The organism is Flavobacterium caeni (genome assembly GCF_900101895.1).
GTDB lineage: Bacteria > Bacteroidota > Bacteroidia > Flavobacteriales > Flavobacteriaceae > Flavobacterium > Flavobacterium caeni.
This window is the reverse complement of the sequence record NZ_FMVF01000002.1, coordinates 437,770-455,632: the sequence shown is the minus strand read 5'-3', so window position 1 is coordinate 455,632 and position 17,863 is coordinate 437,770. Positions and strand designations below refer to the sequence as shown.

Here is a 17,863-nt window from a genome sequence, read left to right as displayed (position 1 = left end):
AGGAACGAGTAAAAACCCATCCCTTTTCTATCAATACGAGTCAGTCATAACTCATAATTACTTCTTGCTCCACTCGGCAATACTCTCATTGTTCATCTTGACGTAATCGGCGTTCTTGGCTTCGGCGGCCATGGCCAACGACTTCTTGGCGGTTTCGATCGCGCCTTTTTTGTCGCCCAATTTGGCTTGGATCAACGATTTCATACGGTACATCCAAAACGCGTTGTTTTTGTCGAGCTCAACGGCCTTGTTCGCATAGCCGAGCGCCTTGTTCATGTCGCCGTTGGACTGGTACAGGTACTGCGCCGACGCGAAATACTCCTGCGAAGACGGACCGTTCATGACCTTTTCGATGCTCGCCATGGCGGTCTTGTTCGTAGGCACCTCAAACTTGACCGGGACGACGGTTTTTTCCCAAGACAATTCGAGTACGCCAAAATTGTTGTCGAGGTTGTTGACCCCTACGGTAAACGATTCTACATTGCGGTTGATCATCTCAGACTGTGCCGTGGTCTTGACCGCGACCTTGGCATCGCTCCACTCCTCTGGCGTTCCCCAGTTTTCGGTATCGCTGTAAAAGTAGACATCCCAACTGTCTGCCTTTGGCGTGGTGAAAATTGCATACTCGCCTTTTTTGAGCGTCTTGCCGTCGATCACGACATCTTCGCTAAACGAAACGGTGGTGTTTTTGTTTGCGCCGGTGCGCCACATCTTCCCGAAAGGGACCAGGTCGCCAAAAATCTTGCGGCCTTTCATGCTCGGACGCGAATACTTGATTTCGACATCGGTCAAGCCAACCGTTTGTTTGACCGTTGCGGCTGGGCTGGGCGCCGGCGTTTTGATTTGCGCCTCGACGGCTACGGTTGCCAAACATGCGGCCACGAAACATACTATTTTTTTCATAAGTTATTGGGTTTTTGTTATCGCCCAAATTTACAAATTCGACAGGCCGAATATGTTAATTAATACTTAATTCGCTAGCTTTGGGCCTCACCGATGCTACATTGTGGGGAGACATTTTTAAATTGGTCCAGTTAATATTCGTACAACGATGAACATCTTTTGGTTTAGACGCGATTTACGGCTCGAGGACAACCGCGGGTTGTTCGAGGCCCTGGTCGATGGACCGGTTTTACCGGTATTTATCTTCGACCAAAACATACTCGCGGAATTGTCCAAGGACGATGCGCGCGTGACATTCATTGCACAATTGCTCTCGAACATCAACATTGAATTGCACAAACACCACCGTTCGCTCGCGGTTTTTCACGATGAACCCGAATCGGCATTTCAAAAACTCGTTCGCGAAAATGAAATCACCGCGGTGTACACGAACCACGATTACGAACCCTACGCGCGTAAACGCGACGCAGCGATCGAAAAATTCCTCCAATCCAAAAATGTCGAATTCAAGACCTTCAAGGACCAAGTGATTTTTGAAAAGGACGACGTGGTCAAAGACGATGGCAAGCCGTATGTCGTGTACACGCCCTACTCGAATCGTTGGAAAGAACGCTTTAATCAATCGGATTTAATATGCTATCCGTCAGAAACCAAGCTTCAAAATTTCATCAAACACAATTATTCATTTTTGGATCTGGCCGACATCGATTTTCAAAAATCCGACATTGAAATTCCCGACTTCGATTTGTCGAAAAACATGATCGAACACTACGAAGCCACGCGCAATTTCCCGTCCAAACCAACGTCCAAACTCGGCGTTCATTTGCGCTTTGGCTCGGTCAGCATTAGAAAGGTCGTCGAAAAAGCCAACGGTTTCACCAACAAAACGTATTTGAACGAACTGATTTGGCGCGAATTCTTCATGCAAATCCTGTGGCATTTCCCCGAAACGGTCACCAAAAGTTTCCGTCCGGCCTACGACAACATCAAATGGCGCAACAACGAAAAGGAGTTCGAAAAGTGGTGCATGGGCCAAACCGGCTACCCGATTGTCGACGCCGGCATGCGCGAACTCAATGCGACGGGATTTATGCACAACCGCGTGCGCATGGTGGTCGCGAGTTTCTTGTGCAAGCACTTGTTGATTGATTGGCGTTGGGGCGAGGCGTATTTTGCCGAAAAGTTGTTGGATTACGAGCAATCGTCCAACATCGGGAATTGGCAATGGGCCGCGGGAAGCGGCGTAGATGCGGCGCCGTATTTCAGGATTTTCAACCCGACCGAACAAGCCAAGAAATTCGACAAAGACTTGCAATACATCCGCCATTGGGTTCCGGAATTGGAAACTTTGGATTATTCGCCGCCGATGGTCGATCACAAGGAAGCACGCGAACGGTGTCTCAAAGTGTACAAAGAGGCGGTTAATTGATTATTTTTTATTGTTATTATTTATTCCTCCTAACATTATTCCGTAGTAATAAACAATAGCAATAAATAATAAAAAATCAATCAAATCAAATCCCGCACTTTCTCGTAACTTAATTCGTCGAAATGTTGAATGACCAAATCCGCCTCGGAATAATCCTGCAATTTCGAATGGAAACTGTCGTAGCCAATACAATACAAACCTGCGGCTTTCGCGGCTTTGATTCCATTGGTGCTGTCTTCGATCACAATACATTCATTCTTTGGCGCAACAGACAACGACGACGCATGCTCAAAAATAGCCGGATGCGGTTTCGACTTCGGAAAATCTTCGCCGCTGACGATGTGCGAAAAATACGGATACAAATCAAAACGCTTGAAAATCCCGCCGATCGTGACCTTGGCCGATGAAGATGCTAAAATGAGCTGAACCCCATTGGCATGCAAATCCTTGATTAATTTTTCCACGCCTTCGAGCAAAAACAAATCCTCCTTCTTGTCGAACGCCTCGCTGAACAACGCGCGTTTGATGTCGATGAGCTTCTCGACCTCGTCCTCGATCGCAAAATGTTCCTTGATGCGTTCGTAGACATTTTTGGTCGAATTGCCCGTAAACGAATGGTACATTTCGGGCGAAACGTCGATGTTCAGGATTTTGAAATGCTCGTGAAACGCGTAGTGGTGCACGGGTTCGGTGTCTACGATGACGCCGTCCATGTCGAAAATGACTGTTTTTACCATTTGTTTAATCGTTGAACTGTTTAATCGTTTAATCGAATCTCGTAAGAATGCATCGGTTAAACGATTAACCGATTACACGATTAAACTTATTTCTTTAAAATTCCGCGGATGACGTAGCCTGCGGCGTGCAACCCGAACAATCCCGGCATATAGCTGTTGGTGCCGTAAAACGATTTCTTGAAATTCTTGCCGTCGGTTTTGCGAAGGCTTGTCGGGTCTTGGATTTCTGAAGAAAAAACGACCTTGACGCCCTTGTCGATTTTCTCGGCGCGCAGGCGTTTCTTGATGAATTTGGCGAGGTAACAATTCTCGGTTTTCGAAATATCGGCGACTTTTACTTTGCTCGGATCCGATTTTCCGCCCGCGCCCATCGACGAAATAATCTTCACTTTCTTGCGCTTACACGCCTTGATCAGGTTGAGTTTCGGCGTGACGCTGTCAATGCAATCCATGACGAAATCGAAATCCTTGGTCACGATCTCGAATGCGCGTTCGGGTTCGAGGAATTCGCGAATCTTGGTCAATTGCAACTCCGGATTGATGTCCATCAAACGGTCGCCGACAATGTCTATTTTCGGTTGTCCCACTGTCGAATGCAACGCAGGCAATTGGCGGTTGATGTTCGTGATATCGACCACATCGCCGTCCACGATCGTCATTTTGCCGACGCCCGCACGCGCAATGAATTCGGCCGCAAACGAGCCTACGCCGCCCACGCCCACGATCAATACGTTGGCATTTTTTAATTTTTCAAGTCCTTCTTTTTTGAAGAGCAATTCGGCTCTTTCGGTCCATTCGGGCATTTGTTTATTGTTTATTATTTATTTTTATTTTTTATTGGCGTTGCCGCGCACGGCGTTTTGTCTTCTATCAAGTTTATCGGCGCGGCCGCGCTTTCCGCTACAATCTTTCTCTACGCTGCGCTCCGAGAAAGGATTTTCGCTGCAATCGCTAACGCACCTCCTTTTGAAACACTTGCCTAAAATTCAAATGGATCAATTCTTTCAACGCTTCAACCGACGTTTGTTTGTATTTGGCCGCCAATTCGCAAACCTCGACAATCGATTCCTCTACAGTATCGGTTTCGAGAAAAAGCCGGTCGTCGGGAACCATTTTAAAAACGCCTTCCAATTCGGGATTGCGCAACAAATATTTCCCGAACGAAAGGTAGAATCCGTTGTCGAGCAATTGCCGTGCGACTTGTTCGTTCTTCGAAAATCCGTGAACGATCATCGGCACGGAAATATTCATTTTCTTTTTGGTTTCAACCAATTCCTGGAATGCAGCGACGCAATGGATCACGACGGGCTTTTTGTATTTTTCGGCCAATGCCAATTGCTTGTCGAACACCGATTGTTGCAATTCCATCGGTACTTCGATGCGTTTGTCCAATCCACATTCACCAACTGCTAAACAATTGTTTGTTTGCAATTTACCTTCAATGATCTGCAAATCCGCTTCAATCCAACTTTCATCGATGTACCACGGGTGGATGCCCATCGAATACTGCGGAATCGTCGCGTCAAACTCCCGCGGATATTGGTTCACCACCTCCAAAATATTTGGATCATCTGTAAACCGGTGCGTGTGCAAATTGACGTACATCAATCGTGGAATTTTTTAACGCCCGCTTTTATTTCTACCTGCAAATCATTCTCGAGCGGCACAATCGGACACGAATAGTTGTGGTTGTACGCGCAATACGGGTTGTAGGCCTGGTTGAAATCGATGGCAATTTTGTCGCCTTTTGGAATCCGCAAATCGATGTAGCGCCCGCCGATGTAGGTTTCGTTGCCGCTCGTCAAATCGGAAAACGGCAAAAACAAATGATCTTTATATCCTTTTCTCTTGATCAACTCGAGGTTCTGATAGACGTTGAGTTTGCAAGTTTTGCCATCCAATACAAACGTCAACTCGCCATACTTAACGTAGGTCGGCAAACGGTCGGTCGAGGTTTTCATCTTGAAAGGCTTTTCCTTTTTGGTGCGCTTGAAATCGGCCAAAACAAAATACTTCGCATCGGGCGCGTAGAAATCGAGACCGTGGAATGCGAGGCGGTCTTCCTTGGTCAGCGGACTTTTGAGTGAATCGGCAAATTCGGTCGTGAGTTCGTTTTGGAACACCTGCACCTTGACCTCGTCGAATTGCTCTTGCGCAAAGCCCAGCAAAGGCAGCAATCCAAAGACAAGCAGGAAGGCTTTTTTCATGGCGGTTCGTTTGTGCAAAAATAAGAAAATTGACGGTTGATTCATGCTGTTTTTGTTGGGGTTTTAAAATCTTGAAGTGGGTTTGAAATTTACAGTTTTTCTGTAGCAGACTAAACTTTTAAAATGGTATTTTTACTCTAGGGAAGGGGGCGTTGAAAGTATATCCCAACAAAATAAAATTGACACTCCGTTACAGAAAATCTGTACATTTTGTTAAAGTTTCATCCACCCTAGAAATACTCCTTACTACCCGCCCATCGCTTTGTTCAAGCCAAGAATCATTGGGATTGAATTACTTCAAAACTTCATCCGAGTTTCGCCGCTACTTTGTAAATTTGCACAAACCCAATCTTCACATGATCAAATCCGGACTGCGCCGCTACATCAACAACTTCAAGGGCTTTTCGCGCGAGATCTGGATCCTGGCCATCATCACGTTTGTCAACCGCGCGGGCATGATGGTCCTGCCGTTTTTGTCCAAATACCTTAAGGAAGATCTGGGCTTTTCGTACGGCGAAGTAGGCTGGATCATGGTGAGTTTTGGTCTCGGGTCGATGCTGGGGTCCTGGCTGGGCGGCAAGCTCACCGACAAAATCGGGTTTTACAAAATCATGGTTTTCAGCTTGTTCACAAGTGGAATCTTATTCATTTCGCTTCAATTCATCCAATCGTTCTGGGGGTTGTGCGCAGGCATGTTTGTGATCATGAGCGTGGCCGACATGTTCCGTCCGGCCATGTTTGTTTCGCTCACGGCCTACGCCAAACCCGAGAACCGTACGCGTGCGCTTACACTTGTTCGGCTGGCCGTTAACCTTGGCTTTTCTGTCGGTCCTGCGTTGGGCGGACTCATCATCATGGGTGTTGGCTACCAGGGTCTGTTTTGGGTAGACGGCGCCACCTGCATCATCGCCATCTCGGCTTTTGCAATGCTGGTCAAGGAAAAAAAGAACCCCGAACACCACCGCGCCCACGACGCCACACCCGTGCAATCGGTTTTCAAGGACCGTATCTTTTGGCTGTTTTTGTTTGTATGCTTTGTCACCTCGATGATTTTCTTCCAGCTGTTCACGACCTTGCCGTTGTACCACCGCGAGCAGTACAACCTGACCGAAGTCGACACCGGGCTTTTGTTGATGCTCAACGGCTTGCTCATTTTCCTGCTTGAGATGCCCATCGTAAGCATTTCTGAGCGCCACGCCATCCCCAAAATAAAGCTGCTGATGTGGGGTGCGGTCATGATGGGCCTCAGTTTCTTTGTATTGCTTCCCGAAGGTTGGGCGGGCTTGCTGATTTTTAGCATCATATTGATGAGTTTTGGCGAGATGTTCATCTTTCCGTTCTCGAACTCGTTTGCGATGAGCCGTGCACCCAAAGGTCACGAGGGCCGTTACATGGCGCTGTTCACGATGAGTTTCAGCCTTGCGCACATCATGAGTTCCAAATGCGGGATGGAAATCATCGATCACTTTGGCTATGTCTTCAATTGGGTGTTTATGGGCGCCGTGGGTGTGATGGCCGTTGGAGTTTGCTTGTGGATACAGCGGTTGTTGGCGGCCGAGAACCGGTAGTTTATTCTTTATTTTCTATTACTATTTTTTATTGCCGATTTGATTTGCGACAGCGATTGATCGGTCGCGATCATTTGATGCACCACGTTTTCTTTTAATGCTTCCGGATTGTCTTGCCGATAGTAGGCCGTCCAGCCATCGTTCTCCAGCAGGTTGCGGATTTGCCGGATGCGTTTCATGGTGTCGGATGCCGTACGCAAAAACTGTCCGTTGTAGGACGCCTGGTCTTTGTGCGCAAATTGCACGCTACCTCCTACCCACTCGATAAAATAGAGCTTTTCCTGGTCGTTGTCGCGGCAAAACCAAGTCCATGCGGCGTAACCCAGTTTGGTGCGCTCGGCAGTATCGCCGTTTGATTCGAGCCTCCATTTGCAGTTGGCCGCGCGGCCCCAGTGGTTCGAAAGCCGGTACACCCCATCATTCGTAAAATAGTAGCTGCTGCCCGACTTGCTTTTGTAACCGAGCGTCAACCCCGCGATTTCGAAAAGGCCCACCTGACGGAACACGCAAAAGGTATGTTTGTGAAAATTGCCGCGGTGGTAGGTTTTTGTCTCCATGCCCTGTTTTACTGGTGTAACAAAGGTACGCATTAAGAGTCATTGCGTTATAAAACTTAAAAATTAGTTAAATAACTAAAAATATAGTTGCGTAACTAGAAATATAGTTGTAGGTTTGGATCGTGGTGGTCATAAAGTCATAAAGTCATAAAGTCATAAAGTCATAAAGTCATAAAGTCATAAAGTCATAAAGTCATAAAGTCATAAAGTCATAAAGTCATAAAGTCATAAAGTCGTAAAGTCGTAAAGTTTAAAGTTTACCGATTAAACGATTAAACCTCCGCGTTAGGGATTACCTTCGGTCAATTCGGCCAAAGGCCTCGGGTGAAGCAATCCCGATAGCTATCGGGAGCGCACCGCGAAAAGCCCGGCCGCGCCAACAAATTTCGATCAAGACACAGTACATCAAGCGCGGCAACGCCCCAATAAAAAATAGGAATAAAGAATAAAAAATAAGACAATGCAAAAACTAACCAACAAAGAAGAAGAAATCATGCACGTGCTCTGGAAGCTCGAAAAGGCGTTCGTCAAGGAGGTCATGGCCGAGATGCACGACGAGCAGCCGCACTACAACACGCTGAGCACGATCATCCGCAACCTCGAAGAAAAGGGTTTTGTGGCGCACAACGCGTTCGGAAACACGCACCAGTACTACCCTGTCGTGAAAAAAGAGGATTACCGCAAGCGGTTCATGAACAATGCCATCGACACCTATTTCAAAGGCTCCTACAAGAATATGGTGTCGCATTTTGCCAAGGAAAGCAAGATTTCTGCCGACGAGTTACGCGAGATTCTGGAAATGATCGAACAAAAGAAATAAGATGGAAACGCTGGCCATTTACCTCATCAAATCGGGCGCATTGCTCGCGGCGTTTTACCTCGCCTATTATTTGCTGCTCCGCAAAGAGACATTTTTTAACAGTAACAGGTGGTTTTTATTGTTAGGGTTAGTTACTTCGATATGCCTGCCACTGGTTACGTTTAAAAAAATTGTTTGGGTAGAACCGACGCCCGACGCCGAATGGACCGAAGTTCCCGTCGCGCTGGCTGCAACGCCTGCCACCTCAGGGTTTGAGATCGATTGGTTCCTGGTCGCCGCACTCGCCTATGCCATCGGATTGTTTGCTTTCCTGATTAAATTCATCTTCGACTTCGGCAGCCTGGTCAAAACCATCAAGGGCCAGCCCGTCAAGCAGCAAGCCGATTTCAAACTGGTCGATGTGCCGCACAACGTCTCGCCGTTCTCCTACTTCAATTACATCGTGTACAATTCCGATTTGTACAGCGCCGCCGAACTCGAGAACATACTCGAGCACGAAAAGGTGCATTGCGAACAAAAACACTCGGCCGACGTGCTCGTCGCGCGGTTGTTCTGCATCTTGTTCTGGTTTAACCCGTTTGTTTGGCTGTACAAAAAGGCGATGCTGCAAAACCTTGAATTCATTGCCGACAGCGGCGCGCTCAAGAACATTTCCGACAAGAAAGCCTATCAGTTTACGCTGCTAAAAGTAACGACGCACGAACACTGTGTCGAAATCACCAATCATTTTTATCAATCATTAATCAAAAAACGAATCGTTATGCTCAACAAAAATCAATCGAAAAAGTGGAATGCCTGGAAATATGCACTCATCGTACCGGTGCTCGCCGCGTTCATGTTTTACTTTCAGGTCAATGTGATCGCGCAGGAAAAAACAACCGATGTGGTGGCGCTTCCGGTGCCTTCTGAAGAAATCGTCATCGACAAAAACACCACAGACGCGCAGCTCGAAGCCTATTCGGATCAATTCAAGCAAAAGTACGGCGTCAAGCTCAAGTTCTCGAAAGTCAAACGAAATGCCGCTGGCGAGATCGTATCGATCAAGGCGCAGTACGACGACAAGAACAAGCAGTCGGGCACCTGGCAGATGTCGGGCGACGAGCCGATCAAACCCGTGCGTTTGACACGCAAGGACGACGGATCGATCGCGTTCGGCTCGGAGAAAAAGGTACGCATCATCCGCCACAGCGACGATGTAGCCGATACCGAAACCGACAGCACCCGCTCGGGCAAAAAAGTGTACAGCTACAGTTACAGTTATGATTCGGACGAAGATGGCGACGAACCAATGGTAATCGTCAATGGCGAACACATTCCATTGCCACCAGACCCACCTTGTTTTGTGGACTTCGAAAAAGTAAAAGCCGACATCAATAACAATTTACACGTCAAAACGATCACCAGCAAGGACGGCAAGGTGGTGGTTTCGGGCAACGGCGAAGTCATCGACATCGACCCCGACAAAATCATGGCCGAAATAGACATCGAGGGCATCAAGGCGCAAGCACGTGCCGGGGTCCGTATCGCCAAAGACCAAGCCCGTATCGCGCGCAAACAGGTTGAATTGGCAAGGCACCACGCCGGTATTGCCGAAGAAGATGCCGAAGACGCCAAGCAGGAAATGGAAGAAGCCCGACGCGAAATGGAAGAAGCGCGTCGTGAGATGGAGGAATCCAAACGCGAATTGGAAGAAGCACGCCGCGAACTCCAAAAGGAAAAAGCGGCGCTCAAGGCCAAGAAATCATCATCAAAATCAAGATAAGCAGATTTCAATCAGGAGAAAAAGGCGGCTTTGGGGCTGCCTTTTTTTCTTATATTTGTTCAAACGCACCCACCATGTTCAAGTTATTGGCCAAGATAAACAAGCTGCTGCTGCCGAGTTTTACCAAACAAGGGCTCGATTTGACCAAGGCATCGTCATGGCAAAAGGCGCTCATCGCGTGGCGTTATTTTGTAACCGCAAGAGCGTTAGACGAATAATCATCTGTGCAAAATAAAATTCGCTTTTATTTAAATTTGAACTTGCAAATATGACTTTATTGCGTATATTTGCACCCGCATTAGGCCTCGTGGCGCAACTGAATAGCGCATCTGATTACGGCTCAGAAGGTTACTGGTTTGAATCCAGTCGAGGTCACGAATAAATACTTAAATAAGAAAAAACGCCAAGCTCGCTTGAGCGTTTTTTTGTTTTAAGTGTTTTCAAAGCGGAGCTTTGCTGGATGTCGCGCAGCGAAATCCAGTCGAGGTCACTTAAGAGGGAAAAGCCTGAGCAATTGCTCAGGCTTTTGTTTTTTAAAAATTGATGTCGAGCTCGCTCGTAAAATCAATTTTTAAAAAACAAAAGCATTTCAATCTTTGATTGAAATGCTTTTCACTTAGACTACGGAGCGCATTCTGGATATTCACTCCAGTTGAGGTCACGAATAAATACTTAAATAAGAAAAAACGCCAAGCTCGCTTGAGCGTTTTTTTGTTTTAAGTGTTTTCAAAGCGGAGCTTTGCTGGATGTCGCGCAGCGAAATCCAGTCGAGGTCACTTAAAAACAAAAGCATTTCAATCTTTGATTGAAATGGCTTTTCACTTAGACTACGGAGCGCATTCTGGATGTCGCGCAGCGAAATCCAGCCAACCTCCTTCCCTACATCAAAGAAAAACAACCGACCCAAACAACTTTCGCCTCTCAACATTTTCAAAACGCAGCGAATCCACACCTAACCATGTCTTAAATACAACTTCCAATCGCTGCTCATCTCCACGAAACGCTGCCGGCTCGCTTTCCTGACCACCGCCGATTCGACGGCAAGATGCCGGTGGGTTTTGCTTTCGAAAAGGTCGACGAAAGTCGCGACCAAATCGTCGCTGGTTGTTGTGCCGTCAAGCGGATTGAGTGAAAATCCCGTCACATTCATACTCACATAAATACAATCGTCGTACTCGGTGACTTCCTGGTCTATGGGATGTACGCCCGACGGATCGGGCTTGTAGCCGATGTACTCCACCGACACGCGTTCGGTTTTCAGGATGTGCAGTATGGTGTCCAATACGCTTTGTCGGAACAGCGCGCGGTTGTTGTCGGGCGGCGTCTCGATGGCTCCGTTGATTCGCATGGTCAGATTTGAAGTATTGTCAAAAAAATCCATGGCATTTTTGTGGCAAGTTGCGACTTTTAGCGATTACATCCTTTACATGATTCACTTCCATCCTTACAACAAATACCGCCCTATCGGCCACGCCTATAATGCAAAAAACACCCGAAACCGAGTGTTTTTTTTTAATACGAATGCTATCGATTGGCTACAGCGTTGCGATGTCGATCACAAAACGATACCGTACATCGCCTGCAATCATTCGGTCGAATGCCGTATGGATGTCTTTGATGTCGATGAGTTCGATGTCGGATACAATGTCGTTGGCTGCGCAAAAATCAAGCATTTCTTGCGTTTCGGGCAATCCACCGATCATCGACCCTACCAAACTCTTTCGGCCGCCCAGCAACGTGAACGCGCTGATCTGGAACGGTGTCGGCGGCAACCCCACGCAAATGTGTACGCCGTCGCGACGCAAAAGCCCCATGTATTGGTTCAAATCATGCGGTGCCGAAACCGTATCGAGGACAAAATCGAAACGACCACGGGCGGCCTCCATTTGCGCAGGATCGGAAGTGACCACGAAATGGTGTGCGCCAAGCTTGCGCGCATCGGCTTCTTTGGCCGGCGATGTACTCAACACCGTCACCTCGGCACCAAAAGCGACCCCAAACTTGACCGCCATATGCCCCAGTCCGCCGAGTCCGAGCACGGCCAGCTGATGCCCCTTGCCCACTTTCCAGTGACGCAACGGCGAGTAGGTCGTGATGCCCGCGCAAAGCAACGGCGCGGTGGCCGCCAGATCGACTTGATTTGAAATGCGCAGCACAAAATCTTCGTGGACAACGATGGTGTTCGAGTAACCGCCCTGCGCCGGAATACCGTCCTTGCCCAAAGAATTGTAGGTATACACTTTTTGTCCTTCGCAATACTGCTCGAGCCCGTCGTTGCAATTCGAACACGTGCGGCACGAATCCACCAGGCAACCCGTGCCCGCCAAATCACCTACCTTGAACTTCTTGACGTGGGCGCCTACGGCCACGACCGTCCCTACGATTTCGTGCCCGGGAACCATCGGGAAAATAGCACCACCCCACTCGTCGCGGATCTGGTGCAGGTCTGAATGGCAAACGCCACAATATTGGATATCGAATTGTACATCGTGCGGCCCCAATTCCCGACGTTCGAAAGCCCACGGGGCCAGATCGGTTTGGGCATCTTGGGCGGCATAGCCTTTTGCTGGTATCATGTTTTTAAAATTTTTGACTAAAGGTAGCCATTTGGCGGCAGAGTCGCATCGGTTTGTATGGCAGAAGTCGTTAAATTAGTATTAAAATATTCGGTATGGAACAATCGTACAAACACCACATCCGGTACTATGTGCCGCATCATTTTGTATTTTACCCGATTATCGCAATGGGTTTGGCGGCATCGGTCTATTTTGCCTTCACGAAAACCGAAACCCTGATTTGGTCGACCATAGCCGTTTTGCTCGCGCTGGTGGCGTGGCTGTCGTACATGCTACGGCAGCATTATGCACTCACGCTGCAAGACCGCATCATCCGGCTCGAATTGCGTTATCGGTATTTTTCGCTGACAGGAAAACGTCTCGAGGCCTTCGAACATGAACTACGCGATTCGCAATTGTTCTCGCTTCGTTTTGCTTCGGATGCCGAACTGCCTGCGTTGATCGAACGCGCGAGATTGGAGAAAATCGGTGGCGAAAAGATCAAGAAAAGTATTGTCGATTGGAAGCCCGACCACCACAGGGTCTAGTCTTTTTTTGCGTCGGGGTCCTCGAACGTAAAATTGCGCAGCTGCGGTGCCTTGAAATAGGTGTAAATGACCACGCCCAGGGTGATGCATCCGCCCGTGACCACGGCCCTGACCGTCCCGAGCCAGTGCGCCATCACACCGCTTTCGAAATCGCCAAGCTCGTTGGACGAACTGACAAACATGGTGTTTACGGCCGACACGCGCCCGCGCATTTCATCGGGTGTGAGCAATTGCAGGATGGTACTGCGGATCACGACGCTCACGGCATCGAACATTCCTGAAAGCATCAGCATGAACATCGACAGGTAAAAGTTTTTCGATATCCCGAATACGATGATCGACACCGCAAACCCACCCACGCAAAAGAACAACTTGCGTCCTGGGTTGGTCCTGAGCGGCAAAAACGCCAGCAACCCCATCGTAAGGAGCGCGCCAATGCCCGGTGCGGAACGCAACAGCCCGAACCCCATCTCGTCTACGAACAAAATTTCCTTTTGGTACACCGGTAGCAACGCCACGGCCCCTCCGAAAAGCACCGAAAACATGTCGAGGCTCAAGGCCGAAAGCAGCGCGGGTGTTTTCCAGACAAAACGCAACCCTTCGGCCACGCTTTGCAATACCGGCTCCTTCACTTTCTTGACGATGGGCTTGGCGGCGATGGCCAGCAACGGAAGCGTCAGGGCGGTCAACAACACAAACACCGCGAACAGGCTCGGCGCGATGCCTTTCCACGCGATGCCGAACCCGGCGGCCAAAGGCCCGAGCACCGCACCCAAATGCCACGCCATACTGCTCCACGAAGTGGCGTTCGGAAAGTGTTCGCGCGGCACCACCATCCCAAACAAAGCGAACATCGACGGGCTGTAAAACGAGCGCAGGATACCGCCCAAAAACACCAACAGGTAAATCAGGTTGACCAGCAGGTTTTGGTCGATCGTCGCCTGCGATACCGCGAGGGCAAACAGCGAAAGCGCCAGCAAGATGTAACCCGAAAGGCACATCAGCACCATTTTGCGTTTTTCGTTGTGGTCTACGACGTGCCCCGAGAAAAACGAGACGGTGATGGCGGGAATCACTTCGGCCAACCCTACCAAACCCAAAGAAAGTTTGTCGTTGGTTATTTGATAGACCCAAAAATAAACCACCGTGATTTGCATGTTGAGCCCGAAAATGATACCCACGCGCAGCAGCAGGTATTTTTGAAACTCGGCGATCTTGAGCGACGGGTTCTTGGCAAAGAAACCTTTGGGGACAGGCGACAACGGCGTATTGGGATCCATGGGCTTTTAGATGATGCGTAAATTTAGGGCTTTTGGCGCGAGAGTGAACCAAAAGCCATACATTTTTGTTTCTTTGCATATGCGCAAAGCCGAATACCTGCTCGACCAAACCTTCAGCGATTTGTCGTACGACATAGAAGACCTGAATTTCAAGGAATTCGAGCGGTGCGTGTTCGACCGTTGCGATTTGGGCCGTTGTGTTTTCCTGGCCGTGACCTTCATCGATTGCGTGTTCAACGATTGTGTGTTCAGCGGCGCCAAGATCAACTATGTGGCGTTGCGCACCGTGACCTTTAACGATTGCAGGATCGAAGACGTCAACTTTGCGATGTGCGACAAACTTATTTTTGACATCGCGTTTAACCGGTGCCGGCTCGATTTTTCGAAGTTCTACACGCTCAAGATCAAAGGGACGGTCTTTACCGATTGCAGCCTGATCGCCGTCGATTTCATGGCCGCCGACCTGACCGGTGTGGTGTTCGACCGTTGCGATTTGTACCGCGCCGAATTCGCCAAGGCCATCGCCAACAAAGCCGATTTCAGGACCAGCCACAACTACGGCATCGACCCCGAAAAAACCAAGCTGCGCAAAGCCAGGTTCTCGATCTTACAATTGAAGGGGTTGCTCGCCAAGCACCAAATCAGTGTGGTGGATTGAACGAAGGAACGGCAGCAGTCAATTCGTCGGCGTATTTGTCGAGCGACTCATCGTCGAAACGCGCCACCGTAAAGACACTGGCGAGCAACAATCCGTACAGGACCAACCCGAGCATCTTGCACACCAGCCCCGAACGACCGAATACTTGGAACACAAAGCAAACCGCAGCGGTCATCACCGTAAGCCCGAACATCAGGTTGACCGCTTGCCCGCGTGTGATGGGGTTTCCAAAAGCCCGCAATTCCTGATCGTTTAAACCACTCTCGCGAAGGAATCCGCCCAATACGCCCGAAGCGGCCAGCATCAAACAACAAAGCGCCAATTCTTCCATATAAATCCGCGTAACAAAGAATGCGGCGATCTTACACAAAAAGCCCACGATAAAGAACAACATCGGAATGTGGACAAGACTGGTCTCAAACGGTTCGGAGAAAGGCGGCATGGCTGTCGGTTTGGTTCGGGCCAAAACTAATCCAACCGTAAAACGCGCAAAAATTAATGAGGTGAACGCCAATTTCAGCGCGGTGGAAATGCGTTAAAATCTAAACTCTTCTTAAAAATCGCCGAGTTTTTTTTCCATGCGGTAGTCTTCCATCAGGTAGCCGTGGCCAATGGCGATGTCTTCCTCGGCGGTGATCGCAAACCCCATCTTATGGTAAAATCCGAGCGCCTTGTTGAAGCGGTTTACGTTGAGCGACAACTTCCCGGCATGTTGCTCGCGCGCCAAAGCCTCGACGTGTTCGAGCAACAACTTGCCCACGCCCTTACCTTGTGTTTCGGGCAACACATAGATTTTGTGGATCCGCGTCACGGGCGCGCCTTGGTATTGGTGCTCGTAGCCCACAAACCCTAACGGTTTGGTGTCTTCGATCAAAATATACCGATGGCCTTTGTCGAGCGAAGATTGCAACGCTTCTATCGAATAGAACGACTCGAGCATGTAATCGAGTTGCGGTTTCGACAGGATTTCGCCATACGTCACGGGCCAAATCGCAAAGGCCAGGTCGTGTACGATGTGCAATTCATGGGTATGTATTTCGCGTAAGGTCATCAGGTTTTGGGCAAATAGATGCTGAAATCGGTGCCTTTGCCGGGTTTGGACTTCACGGTGATGTAGCCGTTGTGGTTTTCGATGATCTTCTTGCAGATGGCCAATCCCAAACCGGTACCCGCGTACTTGACATCGGTTTCCAAACGGTGGAACAGCACAAAAATTTTCTCGGCATACTCCTGACGGAACCCGATGCCGTTGTCCGATACGACAATCTTGCAAAACTGCCGGTCGGTGACCACTTTGTCCTGAATGGTTTCGGGTTCGGTGATCTTGACGCCCGCGATACGGATTTTGGGCGGCACGTTCTCTTTGCTGTACTTGAGCGAATTGGTGATCAGGTTGATGAACAACTGTTCGATCTGGAACGGGATGGCCTTGATGGTGGGCAGGTTCTCGAACGTCAGGCTTCCTTGCTTTTCCTCGACATTGATCGACAACTCCTGGGCCACCTGCTCGAGCAGGCTTGAAAAATTGGTCTTGACAAAAGTCTTGTCGCCCTTGATGGTGCGCGTGTAATTGACCAGATCGATCATGAGCGTTTGCATGCGGTTGGCCGACGCGTAGATTTTCCCGAAATAGTCTTTGCCTTGCTCCGACAGCACGCCGTCTTCTTTCTCCTGGATGCGCGAAATAAACATCTGGATCTTGCGCAACGGCTCCTGCAGGTCATGGCTGACGATGTTGTTGAACGATTCGAGTTCTTCGTTGACGGCCTTCAGGTGGCGGTTGTTGTGCTCGAGTTCGATGTTCTTGAGGTACGGCTCGGTAATGTCGTAGTTGACACCCACCTTGATTTGGTCGCCCTTGCTGTTTTGCATAAAGCTGCCCACCGAATTGATGTACTTGGTTTTACCATCAGGCAACACATACCGAAGGACCACCGACGTCGACGCAAAGGTTTTCAACGATTCCTCGTGCGCCTTGGCCGCCGATTCAAAATCCTCGGGATGGATAAACGTGGCGATGTTCTCTGGGGTGGCCTCGGGCGAATCGGGATCGATGCCCAGCAACCGGTAAAAATTCTCCGAAAAAGTATAGGCGTTGGTCGTCAAGTTCAACTTCCAGTGCCCAAAATTGGCCACCTTCTCGGCATTGTTGAATGCCTGGTTCAGGAACTTGAGTTCGTCGTTGGCCTTTTGCAGTTGATAAATATCGCTGCTCACACGGTTGAACGACAACAACAACACCAGCAAAGACAAAATTACGAGCAAAAATGCGCTGACCATCGAATCGTTGAGCCCAAACTGGTGCTCATCGTTGAGCTTTTTGAGCTTCTTGGCTTCGCGGTCGATCGCACGGTACACGTGGTCGCGCATTTGGATGGTATAGGCCGTACTCTCGAGGAGCTTGTCGTTGAGCATTTGTTTGTCGGCGTTGCGCACACGCGCCAGGGTGAGCGTTTCCCTGAACAAATCGAAGCGTTTGTCGAGCATCACCTTGAGCGAATCGAGGCTGCGCGTCATGCTTGGGCTATTGGCCGTGAGTCGTTTGAGTTCGACAAAGTTCAATTCGATCTCGCCACGGTCCAAGAAGCGGTTCTTGAGATAGGCTTCGTCCTTGGTGATGATGTAGCTGCGCAAATAAGTCTCGTAGTGCGTGATGATCGACAGCAACTTTTCGAGCTCCAACTGCGTTTGGCTGGACGTGGCAATGCGCTCGACCGAGGCGTCGAGTTGCTGCATCTTCGAGTAAAAAACCGAGGCGATGTAACCGATAACAACAATGGCAATCCCTAAGGCTATCCTAAATACCTGGTCGTTTTTGTATAGTCTTAGGAATTTCATT

Annotated in this window: 19 protein-coding genes and 1 tRNA gene; 8 read left to right on the top strand and 12 right to left on the bottom strand. The window is 49.1% G+C overall.

The features are described 5' to 3' along the window. Positions 1-57: 57 nt before the first annotated feature. Positions 58-903 (bottom strand): DUF2911 domain-containing protein, encoded by an 846-nt coding sequence (locus BLP55_RS02055; RefSeq protein WP_091140643.1) that lies wholly within the window; start codon positions 901-903, stop codon positions 58-60. Positions 904-1,051: 148 nt separating this feature from the next. Between BLP55_RS02055 and BLP55_RS02050 the strand changes: the two genes are divergently transcribed. After that, the gene (locus BLP55_RS02050; RefSeq protein WP_091140642.1) at positions 1,052-2,332 is read left to right on the top strand and encodes a cryptochrome/photolyase family protein; all 1,281 of its coding nucleotides are present in this window, start codon (positions 1,052-1,054) and stop codon (positions 2,330-2,332) included. 80 nt (positions 2,333-2,412) lie between these two features. On the opposite strand, the gene BLP55_RS02045 is transcribed toward BLP55_RS02050, so the two are convergent. From BLP55_RS02045 to BLP55_RS02030, 4 genes are all read right to left on the bottom strand, one after another. Beyond that, complete coding sequence (locus BLP55_RS02045; RefSeq protein WP_091140641.1) at positions 2,413-3,069, bottom strand: HAD family hydrolase; 657 nt, start codon at positions 3,067-3,069, stop codon at positions 2,413-2,415. A gap of 86 nt (positions 3,070-3,155) precedes the next feature. After that, positions 3,156-3,872, bottom strand: coding sequence for a tRNA threonylcarbamoyladenosine dehydratase (locus BLP55_RS02040; RefSeq protein ID WP_091140640.1), 717 nt, complete (start codon positions 3,870-3,872; stop codon positions 3,156-3,158). A 148-nt stretch (positions 3,873-4,020) separates the two neighbouring features. Next, positions 4,021-4,674, bottom strand: coding sequence for a TatD family hydrolase (locus BLP55_RS02035; protein ID WP_394331892.1), 654 nt, complete (start codon positions 4,672-4,674; stop codon positions 4,021-4,023). Beyond that, the gene (locus BLP55_RS02030; RefSeq protein ID WP_091140638.1) at positions 4,674-5,276 is read right to left on the bottom strand and encodes a DUF1684 domain-containing protein; all 603 of its coding nucleotides are present in this window, start codon (positions 5,274-5,276) and stop codon (positions 4,674-4,676) included. Before BLP55_RS02030 ends, BLP55_RS02035 begins: the two co-directional genes overlap by 1 nt. Before the next feature lie 356 nt (positions 5,277-5,632). On the opposite strand from BLP55_RS02030, the gene BLP55_RS02025 reads away from it, so the two are divergent. Further along, positions 5,633-6,844, top strand: coding sequence for an MDR family MFS transporter (locus BLP55_RS02025; protein WP_091140637.1), 1,212 nt, complete (start codon positions 5,633-5,635; stop codon positions 6,842-6,844). 8 nt (positions 6,845-6,852) lie between these two features. On the opposite strand, the gene BLP55_RS02020 is transcribed toward BLP55_RS02025, so the two are convergent. Continuing rightward, entirely contained in the window at positions 6,853-7,401 is a 549-nt protein-coding gene (locus BLP55_RS02020) for a hypothetical protein (protein ID WP_091140636.1), read from the bottom strand. 460 nt (positions 7,402-7,861) lie between these two features. Here BLP55_RS02020 and BLP55_RS02015 point away from each other — a divergent pair, with 460 nt between their 5' ends. The 4 genes from BLP55_RS02015 (at position 7,862) to BLP55_RS02000 (ending at position 10,358) form a co-directional block, all read left to right on the top strand. Next, positions 7,862-8,221 (top strand): BlaI/MecI/CopY family transcriptional regulator, encoded by a 360-nt coding sequence (locus BLP55_RS02015; RefSeq protein ID WP_091140635.1) that lies wholly within the window; start codon positions 7,862-7,864, stop codon positions 8,219-8,221. A 1-nt stretch (position 8,222) separates the two neighbouring features. Then, positions 8,223-9,983: a M56 family metallopeptidase gene (locus BLP55_RS02010; protein ID WP_091140634.1), complete on the top strand. Its 1,761-nt coding sequence runs from the start codon at positions 8,223-8,225 to the stop codon at positions 9,981-9,983. 74 nt (positions 9,984-10,057) lie between these two features. Then, the gene (locus BLP55_RS02005) at positions 10,058-10,201 is read left to right on the top strand and encodes an SsrA-binding protein (protein WP_091140633.1); all 144 of its coding nucleotides are present in this window, start codon (positions 10,058-10,060) and stop codon (positions 10,199-10,201) included. A gap of 83 nt (positions 10,202-10,284) precedes the next feature. Further along, a tRNA-Arg gene (locus BLP55_RS02000) sits at positions 10,285-10,358 on the top strand. Between the two features lie 577 nt (positions 10,359-10,935). Here the strand turns inward: BLP55_RS02000 and BLP55_RS01990 are convergent. Both BLP55_RS01990 and BLP55_RS01985 read right to left on the bottom strand, forming a co-directional pair. After that, on the bottom strand, positions 10,936-11,331 hold the full coding sequence (locus BLP55_RS01990) for a hypothetical protein (protein WP_091140631.1): 396 nt from the start codon (positions 11,329-11,331) through the stop codon (positions 10,936-10,938). A gap of 187 nt (positions 11,332-11,518) precedes the next feature. Further along, complete coding sequence (locus BLP55_RS01985) at positions 11,519-12,559, bottom strand: NAD(P)-dependent alcohol dehydrogenase (protein WP_091140630.1); 1,041 nt, start codon at positions 12,557-12,559, stop codon at positions 11,519-11,521. A 95-nt stretch (positions 12,560-12,654) separates the two neighbouring features. Here BLP55_RS01985 and BLP55_RS01980 point away from each other — a divergent pair, with 95 nt between their 5' ends. After that, positions 12,655-13,086, top strand: a complete 432-nt coding sequence (locus tag BLP55_RS01980; protein WP_091140629.1) for a DUF6526 family protein — start codon at positions 12,655-12,657, stop codon at positions 13,084-13,086. Here BLP55_RS01980 and BLP55_RS01975 read toward each other — a convergent pair. Beyond that, on the bottom strand, positions 13,083-14,366 hold the full coding sequence (locus BLP55_RS01975; RefSeq protein ID WP_091140628.1) for an MFS transporter: 1,284 nt from the start codon (positions 14,364-14,366) through the stop codon (positions 13,083-13,085). The genes BLP55_RS01980 and BLP55_RS01975 overlap by 4 nt on opposite strands. 79 nt (positions 14,367-14,445) lie before the next feature. On the opposite strand from BLP55_RS01975, the gene BLP55_RS01970 reads away from it, so the two are divergent. Beyond that, positions 14,446-15,024, top strand: a complete 579-nt coding sequence (locus BLP55_RS01970) for a pentapeptide repeat-containing protein (RefSeq protein WP_091140627.1) — start codon at positions 14,446-14,448, stop codon at positions 15,022-15,024. On the opposite strand, the gene BLP55_RS01965 is transcribed toward BLP55_RS01970, so the two are convergent. The 3 genes from BLP55_RS01965 to BLP55_RS01955 form a co-directional block, all read right to left on the bottom strand. Continuing rightward, the gene (locus BLP55_RS01965; protein ID WP_139149562.1) at positions 15,008-15,466 is read right to left on the bottom strand and encodes a hypothetical protein; all 459 of its coding nucleotides are present in this window, start codon (positions 15,464-15,466) and stop codon (positions 15,008-15,010) included. The genes BLP55_RS01970 and BLP55_RS01965 overlap by 17 nt on opposite strands. A 111-nt stretch (positions 15,467-15,577) precedes the next feature. Continuing rightward, on the bottom strand, positions 15,578-16,075 hold the full coding sequence (locus BLP55_RS01960; protein ID WP_091140625.1) for a GNAT family N-acetyltransferase: 498 nt from the start codon (positions 16,073-16,075) through the stop codon (positions 15,578-15,580). Continuing rightward, positions 16,075-17,862, bottom strand: coding sequence for a sensor histidine kinase (locus BLP55_RS01955; protein ID WP_091140624.1), 1,788 nt, complete (start codon positions 17,860-17,862; stop codon positions 16,075-16,077). The genes BLP55_RS01960 and BLP55_RS01955 overlap by 1 nt, the downstream gene beginning before the upstream one ends. Position 17,863 lies beyond the last annotated feature (1 nt).